Source organism: Rhodococcus sp. JS3073, from assembly GCF_026810085.1.
Taxonomy (GTDB): Bacteria; Actinomycetota; Actinomycetes; order Mycobacteriales; family Mycobacteriaceae; genus Rhodococcus_F; species Rhodococcus_F wratislaviensis.
This window is the reverse complement of sequence record NZ_CP113951.1, coordinates 259,911-273,475: the sequence shown is the minus strand read 5'-3', so window position 1 is coordinate 273,475 and position 13,565 is coordinate 259,911. Positions and strand designations below refer to the sequence as shown.

General features: G+C 63.7%; 8 protein-coding genes. 7 read left to right on the top strand and 1 reads right to left on the bottom strand.

Going from position 1 to position 13,565, the window contains the following annotated elements; all coding sequences use genetic code 11:
- Nucleotides 1-277: 277 nt before the first annotated feature.
- Nucleotides 278-3,697: a protein kinase domain-containing protein gene (locus OYT95_RS01260; protein WP_128638724.1), complete on the bottom strand. Its 3,420-nt coding sequence runs from the start codon at nucleotides 3,695-3,697 to the stop codon at nucleotides 278-280.
- Nucleotides 3,698-3,993: 296 nt separating this feature from the next.
- On the opposite strand from OYT95_RS01260, the gene OYT95_RS01255 reads away from it, so the two are divergent.
- The 7 genes from OYT95_RS01255 (at nucleotide 3,994) to OYT95_RS01225 (ending at nucleotide 13,477) form a co-directional block, all read left to right on the top strand.
- Nucleotides 3,994-5,454 carry an aldehyde dehydrogenase family protein gene (locus OYT95_RS01255; RefSeq protein ID WP_128638723.1) on the top strand — a complete coding sequence of 487 codons (1,461 nt, stop codon included), beginning with the start codon at nucleotides 3,994-3,996 and terminating at the stop codon, nucleotides 5,452-5,454.
- Between the two features lie 43 nt (nucleotides 5,455-5,497).
- The gene (locus OYT95_RS01250) at nucleotides 5,498-6,631 is read left to right on the top strand and encodes an NAD(P)-dependent alcohol dehydrogenase (RefSeq protein WP_128638722.1); all 1,134 of its coding nucleotides are present in this window, start codon (nucleotides 5,498-5,500) and stop codon (nucleotides 6,629-6,631) included.
- The gene (locus OYT95_RS01245; protein WP_268790676.1) at nucleotides 6,624-8,219 is read left to right on the top strand and encodes a class I adenylate-forming enzyme family protein; all 1,596 of its coding nucleotides are present in this window, start codon (nucleotides 6,624-6,626) and stop codon (nucleotides 8,217-8,219) included. Before OYT95_RS01250 ends, OYT95_RS01245 begins: the two co-directional genes overlap by 8 nt.
- Before the next feature lie 128 nt (nucleotides 8,220-8,347).
- A complete protein-coding gene (locus OYT95_RS01240) occupies nucleotides 8,348-8,764 on the top strand; it encodes a PEP-utilizing enzyme (RefSeq protein WP_128642115.1) in 417 nt (138 codons plus the stop codon).
- A 44-nt stretch (nucleotides 8,765-8,808) separates the two neighbouring features.
- On the top strand, nucleotides 8,809-10,245 hold the full coding sequence (locus OYT95_RS01235) for a hypothetical protein (protein ID WP_128969999.1): 1,437 nt from the start codon (nucleotides 8,809-8,811) through the stop codon (nucleotides 10,243-10,245).
- A 96-nt stretch (nucleotides 10,246-10,341) separates the two neighbouring features.
- Nucleotides 10,342-10,962: a hypothetical protein gene (locus tag OYT95_RS01230; protein ID WP_128638721.1), complete on the top strand. Its 621-nt coding sequence runs from the start codon at nucleotides 10,342-10,344 to the stop codon at nucleotides 10,960-10,962.
- Between the two features lie 13 nt (nucleotides 10,963-10,975).
- Nucleotides 10,976-13,477, top strand: coding sequence for a pyruvate, phosphate dikinase (locus OYT95_RS01225; RefSeq protein ID WP_268790675.1), 2,502 nt, complete (start codon nucleotides 10,976-10,978; stop codon nucleotides 13,475-13,477).
- Nucleotides 13,478-13,565: the final 88 nt, after the last annotated feature.

Below are 13,565 nucleotides of genomic sequence, written 5' to 3'. Positions count from 1 at the left end.
TCCTCCGCCGAACGCGGACCAGCGTCGGAAAAATTGCACCATGAAGTCATCTTCACGAGTGCTCGCTTGATGCTCCTCTGGCCTGTTCTTCATTTCCACTCCTCTTACCCCGCCGCCCCAGCGTCAATGTCCTGAGCTGTGTGCGTGCCTAGGTCTCCACCGGCGTACCCGCTGGGACAGACGTTAGGACTGCGGGCTATCTGACCGCATTACGTTGGGAGATAGCCCGAAACCGTCTTTTCCTCTGCTGAGGATGAGGACTGCGCCACATGTGGAATTACTGTTTGTGCGCGACCACCCACGCTGCGATCTGGGCACGTGAGGTGAAGCCCAGTTTCGTGAGGATGTGCTCGACGTGCCCCTGGGCTGTTCGGTTGGCGATGACCAGCCTGGCCGCGATTGCTCTGTTGGTCAGGCCTTCTGCTACAAGCCCTGCGACTTGGTGCTCGCGTTTGGTCAGGTGACAGTTGTCCGAATCGACGTGCGCCGGAGGTGGCGGCGCATCTTCGTCAAGGGCGAAGGCCACCGCCTCCTCGAGCGTCATCTGCCGTCCGGCTTGATAGGTGTCGTCGAAGCACCTGCTGCTCAGAGCGTTACGCGCCTGGTTGGCACATTCTTCGTGGTACACATGTAAGCCCGGTATGTGAACTGGTGCGCTGCCGACGCTCTCCCAGAGTCCTTCGGCGGCGCCCATCAACTGCGTGGCGTGCTCCGCTTGATCGTTCTTGGCAGCGATCCATGCCAGTGCCTCCAGGCACCAGGCTGTACTGAGCGGATCGTCGACGGTCCGTGCCATCCGGAGTCCCTGACCGAGGAGCCCCGTCGCTCGGTCACGGTTGCCGAGTTGCCAGACCTGCAGACCCAGAACCCAGAAGGATCGGGCGCGGTAGACCGATTCTCCCAGGTCGGCGCTGAGAGTGAGGGCTTCCTCGTTGCGGGCGATCGCTTGTTCGGTGTCGCCGAGGAGTCCGCTGGCGAGTCCGAGTCCTTGGAGTGTGGAGATCCGCAGGAAGGGCATGGGGTGGGTATCGAGGACGGCGAGAGCCGCGGTAAAAGACGTTGCAGCTATCTGTAGGTTGCCGGAGTACAGCGAGTGCATGCCTTCGGCGTGGTGCAGATGCGCCTGTGCCACTACGTCGTCGACTTGGACAGTCGCAGTGCCGGCTACGGAAAGTAGTTGCTCTCCAGCGGAGAGGTCGCCTTGGCGACCGGCGAGCACGCTCTGAGCGCACAGTGCCCTCACAGTGTCCACCGGATGTGTGCCGTCATCTGTAGGCAATGCGCTGTCGAGCCATCGTCGCCCTTCGGTGAGAAGACCGCGAGAGAACCAGAAGGGATACAAGGCGGCGGCGAAGTCAATCGAATCCGGTTCCCGGTGTGCGATGCGGAACTGTAGTGCGTCCCGAAGGTTCGGTTGCTCGCGATCCAATCGAAGGATCCACGTCAGCTGGTGCGTACTCACCCATTCGGCTTCTGCCTCACGTGCCATTTGCCGGTACCAATCGCTGTGGCGGCGCCTCTGCGTCATGATGTCTTCAGAGCCGTGCAGTTTCTCGCGGCCGTACTCGCGCAAAGTTTCGAGCATGCGGTAGCGGACCGTGAGTCCCTCCTCCTCTCGAACCAAAATCGACTTGTCGACCAACGACGCGATGATGTCCAGGACGTTGTGGGTGGCCAGGCCATCGGCGCAGATAGCTTCGGCTGCATCCAATTCAAAGCTGCCTGCGAAAACCGATAGTCGTGACCACAGCGTGCGCTCCTGGGGTGTGCAGAGGTCGTGACTCCAGTCGATGCACAGCCGCAGGGACTGCTGGCGGGTCGGTGCGCCCCGCCGACCTCGTGAGAGCAGTTTGTAGCGGTCGGTGAGTTTGTCACAGATCTGGTCTATTGAGATCGCGCGTAGGCGGACCGCGGCCAGCTCGATCGCGAGTGGTAGTCCGTCGAGCTGTGTGCAGATGCGAGCGACCCGCTTCCAGTTATCCTCTGTGAGTCCGAATTCGGGGAGTGCGGTGGTGGCGCGGGCGAGGAACAATGTGACGGCGTCGTATTGGCTCATCGCCTGCATCGATCGTATTCTTCGCGTGTCCGGGGTGGCCAACGGTTGTACCCGATGCAGTGTTTCACCGCCGAGGCCCAGTGGTTCGCGGCTGGTAGCAAGGATTCGTAGCTCGGGGCAGGACTTGAGGAGGGTCTCGGTGAAGGCGGCGGTGGCTTCGATGAGGTGCTCACAGTTGTCGAGGACAAGCATGCATTGGCGTGATCGGAGGTGCTCGATGAGCCCGTGAAGGCGGTGTTTGTCGGGTTGTTCTTGGATTCCGAGCGTGAAGGCAACAGTGTCGACGAGGAAGTCGCTGTCGGTCAGCTCGCTGAGTTCGATCAGCCACACACCGTCTCCGAATGCGCGATGCGATTCGGCGGCCACCTTTGTCGCGAGCCGGGTCTTTCCGACTCCTCCGATCCCGATCAGTGTCACGAGGCGCGACTCGGCCAGTAGGCTTTTGGTGGTTGCAACTTCGTGGCGGCGTCCGACGAAGGTGGTCAGGTCTGCGGGCAGATTGCCTCGGACCCTGGGGGAGGGGCTCAAGCCTTGGCCCGTAGCAGTGGACACGACGGTGAGAGCCGGTTCCGTGTGGGAGTGGATGGCTTCGCCCGCGGTGTCCGGCAGGGGTGGGCGTGCCGACTCGGTGGTTGGGTGAGGTTCGCGATGAGTGATCAGGGCCATCTCGTCCACCGGGCAACCGTTAAGGCGTTGCATTCGCCGAAGACGGGTTCCGAACTCTGCGGCTGTGGAGGGACGGTCCTCGGGTTTTGCTGACATGGCTCGTTCAATCTCGGCGCAGACATTGTCGGGAACTCCGAGGTGTCGGAGGTCGGGAATCGGTTGGGTAGTCACTCGGAGGTATTGGGCGACAATTGGTTCGTTGGCTTGTCGCTCGTATGCGGCGTGGCCGGTCATGGCGCAGAACATTGTCGATGCGAGCGCGTAGACGTCCGCGGCAGCAGTCGGGCAAGCCCCTTGCAGTATCTCCGGGGCGGTGTAGGCGAGCGTGCCGGTGACGGCGTGTTGGGCGGTCTCGAAACCACCAGCGATGTGGGCGATACCGAAGTCCGCGAGCTGCGGTTCGCCGTAGTCGGTGAGCAGTATGTTCGCGGGCTTGACGTCGCGATGAAGGATGCCGGCGCTGTGGGCGGCGGACAGGGCGCCGGAGATGCGCACCCCGAGGCGTAGCGCGTCGTTCCAGGTAAGCGGGCCCTGTTGACGAGTCCGATTCTCGAGAGACCCGCGGCGATGGAATTGCATCGCAATGTAGGGCAAGTCGGATGCCGTGCTCCCGCACTGGAAGACGCTGACGATGTTCGGGTGGCCGGATAGTCGGCCCATCGCGCGCTGTTCGCGAAGGAATCGTCCGAGATTCGACGGATCGAGATCTGAGGTCATGACTTTGACGGCGACGGTCCGCTCCAGGGCTGCCTGGGCGCAGCGGTAAACGGCTCCGAAACCACCTCGTCCGATCTCTTCGGCGTCGTCGAACCCGGCCATCGCCAGTTCGTCGAGAAGGGATAGTGGTGCGATTTGCCATGCCGCGGTCGCCGCGGTCGAGTGCCGCGGCGTTGCTCGCGGGCGGTGGTCGTCCGTGCGGTGGGGATGGGTGTCGGCGGACAGCTCATCCGGTGTGACTCGAATGCAGGTTTTCATGCGCTTGACCAGCTTCTGGATCGTCGAAGACTCGAGCGATTTACCAGTCACAATGCTCCGGTTCCCGGCGAGCGGCTATTCCCTCAGGGATAGAAGGCTGCCCCGGTTTGCTCTCTAAAGGATGACGCCCCCATCACGCTCGGACAGTAGAACTTGTAGTCGCCACCCCACCTCGCTGTCGAAGATACAAAACCCTCGTTTCGCTCGAGGCCAGGACGGGACGTATGTGCCCGCTCGGGCGGCACCTCGTCGATGCAGTCTCACCCTCGGTGGAGCTGCGCACCTGAAGGAGATGAATGTTGTCTACCGAAGCACCTTCCCTCGTCCTCCCTGCAGAGTTCCCGATGACGATCGGTGGGCGGACTGTGACCGCACAGGCCACGGCGCCGGTGTACAACCCGGCGACCACAGAGATGATCGCCGAAGTTCCTGTTGCGACCTCTGATCAACTAGACGAGGCCGTCGCGGCCGCTCAGAGCGCGTTTACCGGCTGGTCGGCGACACCGCTCGCCGAACGCCAGGCCATCGTCGCGGCGATCGGCGATCGGCTCGAAGCCCACGCCGAAGAGTTCCTGGCATTGCTGACCGCCGAGCAGGGCAAGCCGCGTGCGATGGCCGAATGGGAGATCTATGGGTCGGTCGCGTGGTTCCGGGAGATCGCCAAGCAGTCCCTGCCCGACGAGGTTCTCGAGGACACTGCCGAGCGCAGGGTGATCAGCCGGCACACGCCGCTCGGGGTCGTCGGCGCCATCGTGCCGTGGAACTTCCCGATCCTGCTGGCGGTCTGGAAGATCGCGCCGGCCCTGGTGGCCGGCAACACCATCATCGTCAAGCCGTCCCCTTTCACCCCGCTGTGCGACCTCAAGCTTGTCGAGCTGGTGCAGGATCTGCTTCCCGCAGGCGTATTGAGCGCGGTCAGCGGTGACGACGAACTCGGCAAGTGGATGACGGCGCACCCGGGCATCGCGAAGATTGCGTTCACCGGCAGTACCGAAACGGGCAAGCATGTGATGCGGTCCGCTGCCGGCACACTCAAGCGGGTCACCCTCGAACTCGGCGGAAACGATCCGGCGATCATCCTCCCGGACGTCGATCCGGCGAAGGTCGCACCGCAGATCTTCTGGGCGGCGTTCCAGAACAACGCCCAGTTCTGCAACGCCGCCAAGCGCATCTACATCCACGACGACGTCTACGAGGCCGTACGGGATGAGTTGGTCGCGTACGCGCGGACCGTGGTCGTGGGCGACGGCGCTGCCGCCAACACCCAATTGGGCCCGATTCAGAACCTGCCCCAGCTGCAGAAGGTGCAGGAGTACTTCGACGACTGCACGGCCAACGGTTACACCTTCGCCCTCGGTGGACGGATCGACCCGAACCCCGGAGGCTGGTTCGTCCCGGTCACCCTCGTCGACAATCCGCCGGAGAACTCACGCCTGGTCGCCGAGGAACCGTTCGGCCCCATCCTTCCGCTGCTGCGCTGGACGGAGGAAAGCGATGTGATCGCCCGGGCCAACAACACTGTCTGGGGCCTGGGCGCCACCGTCTGGGGTGAGGACCTCGAGGCGATCGAGCGGATCGGTCGTCAGCTCGAAGCCGGAACGGTATGGCTCAACGAAGTCCACCAGTACTCCCCGCATCAGGTCTTCGGCGGACACAAGCAGTCCGGCATCGGTGCCGAGAACTCCTTGCACGGGCTCGCCGAATACACCAACCACCAGACCATCACGCTGAACAAGGTCCCCGATTCGGTCTCGTGAGACCACCCGGGCCCGAAAATCTTTCGAATAGGAAAGTGCAACTATGAAGTCCACAGCAGCCGTCCTGCGTGCGGCGCAGGAGCCGTTGTCGCTCGAGGAACTCGACATCGACGAGTTGCGCCCCCGTGAGGTCTTGGTGCGCATCGTCGGTTCCGGAATCTGCCACACCGACCTCGGGATGATCGCGACCGCTGAGACCGACGCGGCCCCGATCGTGCTCGGTCACGAGGGATCTGGAATTGTCACCGCGATCGGACAGGATGTCGACAGCATCGAGCCCGGCGATCATGTGGTGCTCTCGTACAACTTCTGCGCCGAATGCGACAACTGTGCACGCTCACTTCCGATGCACTGCCGGGACTTCGTCCCGCTCAATTTGGTCGGTACACGCCTGGACGGCTCGAGCGTCCTTCGCTCCGGGGGCGAGCATGTACGCGGACACTTCTTCGGGCAATCCTCGTGGGCGACCTACGCGGTGGCGAACGAGCAGAACTGTGTCCGTGTCGCCCGCAATCTGCCGCTCGAGCTGCTCGCCCCCCTCGGTTGCGGTATCCAAACCGGTGCCGGTGCGGTGCTGAACACCCTCAACCCGGAGGAGGGGTCGTCGATCGCGATCTTCGGGACCGGCTCGGTCGGGCTCGCCGCGCTGTTGGGTGCGGTGGTCGCGGGCTGCGGCACCATCATCGCCGTCGACATCCAGCCCGCACGCCTGGCGAAGGCCGCCGACCTCGGCGCGACCCACACCATCAACTCCGCCGAGGCGAACGTGGTCGAGAGGATCCGCGAGATCACCGGCGGAGTGGGAGCGCAGTATTCGGTCGACTGCATCGGGCTGGCGGGCGTCGTCCGCAGCGCGCTCGAATGTCTGCAGTCGCCGGGGGTGTGTGCCACCGTCGGATTCCAGGGCATCCCGAACGAGATCTCCTTCGACCAGGGTCACCTGTTGTTCGGCCGCAGTCTGATCGGCGTCATCGAGGGCGATGCCATCCCGCAGGAATTCGTCACCCGCATGATCGACCTCTATCAGGCCGGCAGATTCCCCTTCACCGAGCTGATCGACACCTTCGAGTTCGGCGAGATCAACGAGGCGATCGAGGCTGTTCACCAGGGGAAGGTCACCAAGGCGGTTCTGACATTCGACGAGCCCACCCCTGTGAACGGGGTGACGGGTGAATAGCGGTGCCGGTGGCGTCCTGCCGTCGGTGGGACCGGGAGAGATTCTCCCCTTCTCTGCGGCCCGCCACCCGGACAAGATCGCCCTCGTCGTCGGCGATACGTGCTTGACATACCAGGAACTCGACCGCATGTCGGACGCGGTCGCGGCCTCACTTCGCTCGCGCGGGATCGGCGCCAGAGATGTGTGCTCGCTCTACGCGCAGAACTGCTGGGAATGGATCGTCGCGTATCACGGCATCCTCAAAGCGGGTGCGATCGTCAATCCGGTCAATGTCATGCTCACTGGCCCGGAGCTGGCGTTCGTCCTCTCCGACTGCGAGGCCGAAGCTCTCTTCTTCGGGGCCTCCCAAGCCGCTACCGTCGCGAACGTGCTCGGGGAGATGTCCGCGCTCGAGCTCGTGTGCCAGCTCGCCGGCGATGTCGGCGAGGGAATCGGTGCGGTGACCTTCACCGAGCTGCTCACCGCGCCGATCGATGCTGCTCCGGCCGGAAACCCGGCGCCCGGGCCCGCCGACCTGTGCAGCATCGGTTACACCTCCGGGACGACCGGTCACCCGAAGGGTGCGATGCAGTCGCAGCGATCGGTGCTGCTCAATTGTGCTCTGACGGCCACGATGCACGGACGCAACTCCGACGACGTCGTCGTCACCGCGTTGCCCTCGGCGCACGTGTACGGCAACGTCGCTGTCAACAGCACCTTCCTGGCAGGCGGCACGGTACTGCTGATGGAGCGGTTCGACGCCGGGGAAGCCCTGGCGTTGCTCGAAGGAGACCGCGCCACCCTGTTCGAGGGCGTGCCGGCGATGTATTCGATGATGCTGGCACACCCCACGTTCGAGACCACGGACCTGTCCAGCCTGCGCGCAAGCACCATCGGTGGTCAGACGTTCTCCCCAGAACTGCTCGATCGCTGGCAGACCAGGGCACCGGGGCCGATGCTGGAGCTGTGGGGGATGACCGAGCTGTCCGGGCTGGGAACAACCCATGCAGTCCACGCCCCACCGGTAGCCGGTTCGATCGGAGTGGCCCTACCCGGCCTCGAAATCAAGATCGGCGCGATCGACGGCACGGAAGGTGGCGTCCCGACGGGTGAGCATGGTGAGCTGCTCGTTCGTGGCCCGCTGGTGATGCTCGGCTACTACGGCCGCCCTGACGCCACCGCGGAGGCGCTCACCGCCGACGGGTGGCTGCGCACCGGAGATGTCGCGTACGTCGACGAGACCGGTCACTACTTCATCGTGGACCGGCTCAAGGACATGATCGTCACCGCCGGATACAACGTGTACCCCGCCGAAATCGAACGCGTCATCGGCGCGCATCCCGACGTCGCGCTGGTCGCCGTCGGAGGCCGACCGGATCCTGTCAAAGGGGAGATCGCCGTCGCATACGTGGTTCCGGCCCCGGCCGCGCAGCTCCTCCCGCAGGACATCATCGAGCACTGCCGCGCGCATCTGGCCGCCTACAAACGGCCGCGTGAGGTGGTGTTTGTCGACGCTCTACCGACCACCTCGTCGGGCAAACTCATGCGCCGCAAATTGGCAGATCTTGACGTCGCCGACAGTGATCAAGGCGTTGTCCACGCGAGATAATGGTCACACGGAACGCTATCCGCAGAGCCCATGCGGCGGTCACATATCAAAGGGCATTGTGACAAACGCAACAGAGCAAGACGGATGTGGTCGAGGCCACCTTCCTCGATTCGATCAAAGGAGTACCAATGCAGGTTGTAGCCGAAGGGTTCAACGCCTTCGAGACGCAGAAGAGCCCGAAGGGTGAGGTCAAGTTCCTGGGCTCGCCCAAGGACGTGATCGAGGTCGTGCGGTCCGGGAAGTTGCAGGACTACATCCTGCTCGTTCGCGGCGGCACCACGACCTTCCTCACCCCGGCATTGAGCATGGGTGCTCTCGGCGTCATCACGATGTCGGGCGCTCCCGAGTCGCACCTCGGCATCCTCTCTCGTGAGTTCCAGATTCCCTGTGTGATGACCGCGTACCTGACCTCCAGCGATTCGCGCTACGTCGTCGGCGACACCGACGATGCGCACTTCGAGGAGATCGCCGAAAGCCTGATCGGGAAGACCGTCCAGTTGCACTGCGACGACGCGGAGGTCGGGCGCATCAGCATCGTCAGCTGACCGCCTTCCGACCACACACCATGGGCAGAGAGGAACAACCCCCAATGAGCATCGAAATGACACCCGGTCTCCGCTCCACGTACAAGCAGCGCTATGAACCGAACGATGACGGTCTGCGATTCCAGGATCTGGTCTTCGAGGGCAACTTCGTCGGCCAGGAGCCACTGCGCGACGGCATCCTCGGCGACAAGGTTCAGAAACAGCGCGCCAAGAGCAAGGTCCTCGAGAAGGTCAGCACAGAGGACGTCCTGGTCGACCAGTTCACCCTGGACGAGCTCAACGACCTCAACAACTACCTGGCCTGGAACATCTGGGACGTGCTGGTCATGCGTGCCACCGAAGGTGTCTCAGGCATGATCCCCCGCCAGGAATACGAGATCCTCGCGTTCATGCACCAGTTCTACCGGTGGCCGGAGATCCTGCGCATGACCACCGACGAGGTCGGAGCCCAGGGCATCTTGGACATCGGTGCCTCGGCGCGGCGGGAAATCGGCACCAAGGTCAACGCGGTGCACGACTGGTCGATCGGAGCTGTCGGCTTCGGTATGGGCCGCTGCGGTCTGCTTGCACTGGAAGCAATCGGGCCCGACGACTACATCGAGGAGAGCAACGAACTCCTCAAGTTCATGCAGCGGATCGAGTTCGGCAAGCGCCAGGACGGGTACATCCTCAACTCGCAGGACCGCTACCGCTGCCAGATCCACGAGCCGGACTTCCTCGAAGGCATTATCAACCAGCTCGAAACGCTCGAGCCGGGAAGCCCGAAGCACGAATCCTTCACCCGCTTCAACGCGGCCGCAGAACTGCTGTCGTTCCTCGACCACATGGACTGCCGGCTCGGTCTCGGCGACACCGGACCGTACGAGTTGCCCAACGGCAACATCCTCATTCTCCGGGACCTGTTCGTCAACGAGCCGATCTTCCACTGGAGTGATGTGTGCGACGACGCGCAGCTCCCACACGCCTACACTGTCGCGCTCGAAATCGACCCGGAGATACTGGGCCTGCAGGAGATTCGCGTCAACGACATTTCCACCACCTTCACCCGGCCGAAGAACTACATCCCCGCCATCGTCGGCGGCGCAGTCTTCGCCCGCGAGCAGTGGGACACCCCGATGTCGGATGTGCGCACCGTCGCAATCGCCGACCTTGGCGGCGAGCTGCCCAAGATCCAGGACGCCACGCTCAAGATGTACGGAAAGATCTCTCGGATGTGCCGCCGGGACCTGATCTGGGCCGGCCAATACGTCTACTACGTAGACATGATCCTGCCGTACCTGCGTAAGGCCGGAACGTACGAGAAGGCATGCGACGAATATCAGCTCTGGGAAATTGATCAGCGCGTCTCGAACTACTACTACGACATCGGCAAGCGTGGATTCGCGCAGGAAGTCGTTCCGCAGAAGATCTTCTCCGGCCAGGGTTATCTGCCCTTCGGCGAGGGTGCGGATCTGCGTCGGTCGAAGTACCGCTGGCTGTAAGACACCCGTTCACAGATTCGGGGGCGACGGAGTGATATGGCCGTCGCGTGGGCATCTGCGCACCGTCGCCCCCGTTCGATCGTTGGGAATGACCAAATGACACAAACACTGCTCGACAAACGTCTCTACGACGTCCTCAATGCCGTGGCACTCAAGAAGATGGCGACCGCGGCAGCCGTTTCCGAGATCGTCAACTTGGACACCGATCAGGTGCGCGACATCTTCGCCGAACTCGCCGACAGTGATTACCTCGCACTGATGGGCGAGACCGCACTACCCACCGACGCCTCGGGACCTGTGTTGGTCGATTCCGCCGCGGCGCTCTACGGCCAGATCCGCACCGATCCGTCCGTGCTGCAGGTCGCCGACAAATTCGAGGACGTCAACTCCCGCTTTCTGCGCACCATGTCGTCATGGCAGCAGATCGAGGTCGCGGGCCGCAAGCTTGCAAACGACCACAGCGATTCTGCATACGACGCGAAAGTGATCTCCACCATCGAGCGTCTGGTGTCCCGACTGGAGGGACTGCTGGAAGCACTCAGCGAGAAGGACGCACGGTTCCGCACCTACATCGGCCGATTCGAACGTTCCCTGGAAAAGGTCGATGCGGGCGATATCGCTTTCGTCTCCGATCCGACCAAGGACTCGGTGCACAACGTCTGGTTCGAATTCCACGAAGACTTGCTGCGCACGCTCGGTCGCGCACGTAAGGAGTGACAAGGTGAGCTCTGTGACTGTTACGACCGAAATGACACGCGCGTTCAGTGAGCCGGGCGCAATCGACCGGAATGTCCTGGGTGGCAAGGGCTACGGCCTCGTCGAAATGACCCAGGAAGGCCTGAACGTGCCGGGTGGGTACGTCATCTCCACGTCGGCCTGTCACGAATATCTCGAACACGGCTCGATGACGGCGGAACTGATCGACGAAATCCACGCCCGGTTGAGCGAACTCGAAGACAAGACGGGCAAGACCTTCGGCGGTGGACCCTTCCCGTTGCTGCTGTCGGTTCGCTCGGGCGCGCCGGTATCCATGCCAGGGATGATGGACACCGTCCTCAACCTCGGCCTCGGCCGCGACGCGGCGATCGCGCTGGCCGACGTCACCGGCGATACCCGCTTCATGGCCGACGTGCTGTTCCGCTTCCATGGCATGTATGCCGAAACCGTCCTCGGTGCGCTCGAAACACCGGACCGAGAGGACCTCAACTCCCTGATCGACGGTGTCACCGCCACATCGCAGCCGGGACCGGTGTACGACACAGTGTGGCAGCACTGCCAGGCACTGCTGCGCGACGAGCTCGACGAAGAAGTCCCCGACGATCCGCGCGCTCAACTCATCGGTGCGGTCGAGGCGGTCTTCCGATCCTGGAACACCCGGCGCGCAGTGAAATACCGCGAAGTTCACAAGATCCCGAACGATCTCGGGACCGCAGTGGTCGTGCAGTCGATGGTGTTCGGCAACCTCGATCAGGACTCGGGATCGGGCGTGGTCTTCACCCGCAACCCGGTCACCGGCGAACCCGGACTGTTCGGCGAGTTCCTCTCCGCCAGCCAGGGCGAGGACGTCGTCGCCGGCATCCGTACCCCGGACCCCGTCACCGCACTCCGCGATCGGCTGCCGCACGTCTACACCGAGCTCGAGAACACCTGCGCCGAACTCGAACGCCGTCGCGGTGACGTCCTCGACATAGAGTTCACCGTCGAACGCGGCATCTTGTACATGCTGCAGGTCCGTAGCGCCAAGCGCACGGCACAGGCCGCGATCCGCATCGCGGCGGATCTGCTCGCCGAGCAGGTCGTCACCACCGCGGGAGCACTGTCGACGGTGTCGCTGGAACAGATCCGGCAGGTGCAGCGTCCCGGATTCGACCCGGACGCTTATGCACGGGCCCGCGACGACGGGCGAGTGCTAGCCACCGGTGTGGGCGCCGCGCCGGGGCATGTGGTCGGTGCGTTGTACTTCGACTCCGATGCTGCGCAGCAGGCGGTGAAGGAGGGCGTGACGGTCATCCTTGCTCGGCCGGTCACCAGCCCGACGGATCTGCACGGGATGATCGCGGCGGACGGCATCCTTACCGCCACCGGTGGCTCGACCAGTCACGCCGCGGTGGTCGCTCGTGCGCTTGGGACGACCTGCGTGGTCGGCTGCGGTGCCTTGGACATCGACCCGGCGGCCGGGACGATGCAAGTGGGCGGACAGACACTGGTCACCGGTGACGTCGTTTCCCTCGACGGAACCACTGGCGAGGTGATTCTCGGTGAGATCGAACTGAGCGAACCCGCCGCCGAGGACGATCGGTTGACCGCCCTGCTCGAACTGGCTCGCGAGCGATCCGGTGCGCAGATCTTCGCCCGATCGACGACCCCTGATCAGGCGCGTCAGGCACACGGCCGCGGGGCCACCGGGCTGGTTGCCGGCATCGACGACGTTCTCGCTACCACCGGCCACCTCGACGGCATCATCACGACTCTGCGCGAGGGGGAAATCAGCGACGCCAGCGCCGCCCTCGAACGTGCGGTCGCAACCGAGTTCGGGAGGCTGTTCGCCGAGGCGACCGTCACCGAGTTCGGTGTCCGAGCGATCGACTTCCATGCCGACGAATCAAGTGAACTGCTCCGTACCGCCGAACTGTTCATCGCACATCCGGAACTGGCATTGCCGCTGGGCTCGGAGGAGATCCTCGCCGCCCAGCTGCGCGGAATCGCCGCGGCCCTGCAGGAGGTGACGACCGACTTGACGGTGCACTTCACGGTCCGCAAGATCGCCGACAGCAGGGAGATCGCCGCGTTGGTCAAGCTGCGCGACACCCTCCCTGGTGCCGCACGGGTCGAGATCGGGGCTTACTTGACCAGCCCCCGGGGCATCGCCTCCATCGACGGCATCACCACTCACAGCGACGTCGTGTGGATTGAACTGCGGGTTCTGCAGGCCGCGGTCGCCGGTATTTCGGCGCGGCACCTGCTGACAAGCGAACCACTCGATTCGTATCTGCGTCGGGGGCTTATTACCGTCGACCCGCGCGTGGAGATCGACGACCAGGTCGGTGGCCTGGTCGACAGCGTCGCCGACGTCGTCGCCCGGGAACCCGGCCGGAGGATCGGGATCCGGCTCACGGGCCCCGTTTCAGTGGAACTGCTCAGCTCACTGCAGCAGCGAGGGTTCGCCCGGTTCGCCGTTGACGGCGACGAAGTGAGGCCTTCGATCTTGGCGCTGGGGCAGCGCGAGCGCTAACCCTAGCGCGCACGCACACGTATGGGTGGTGTGCGGTGGAACCCAGTCGGGGACCACCGCACACCACCCATACTTCTACTTCGTTGCT

Excerpts from the sequence above, each read along its gene's own strand:
- OYT95_RS01260 (WP_128638724.1), bottom strand. The coding sequence starts at position 3,697 with ATGAAAACCTGCATTCGAGTCACACCGGATGAGCTGTCCGCCGACACC.
- OYT95_RS01240 (WP_128642115.1), top strand. The coding sequence starts at position 8,348 with ATGCAGGTTGTAGCCGAAGGGTTCAACGCCTTCGAGACGCAGAAGAGC.
- OYT95_RS01230 (WP_128638721.1), top strand. The coding sequence starts at position 10,342 with ATGACACAAACACTGCTCGACAAACGTCTCTACGACGTCCTCAATGCC.
- OYT95_RS01250 (WP_128638722.1), top strand. The coding sequence starts at position 5,498 with ATGAAGTCCACAGCAGCCGTCCTGCGTGCGGCGCAGGAGCCGTTGTCG.
- OYT95_RS01255 (WP_128638723.1), top strand. The coding sequence starts at position 3,994 with ATGTTGTCTACCGAAGCACCTTCCCTCGTCCTCCCTGCAGAGTTCCCG.
- OYT95_RS01235 (WP_128969999.1), top strand. The coding sequence starts at position 8,809 with ATGAGCATCGAAATGACACCCGGTCTCCGCTCCACGTACAAGCAGCGC.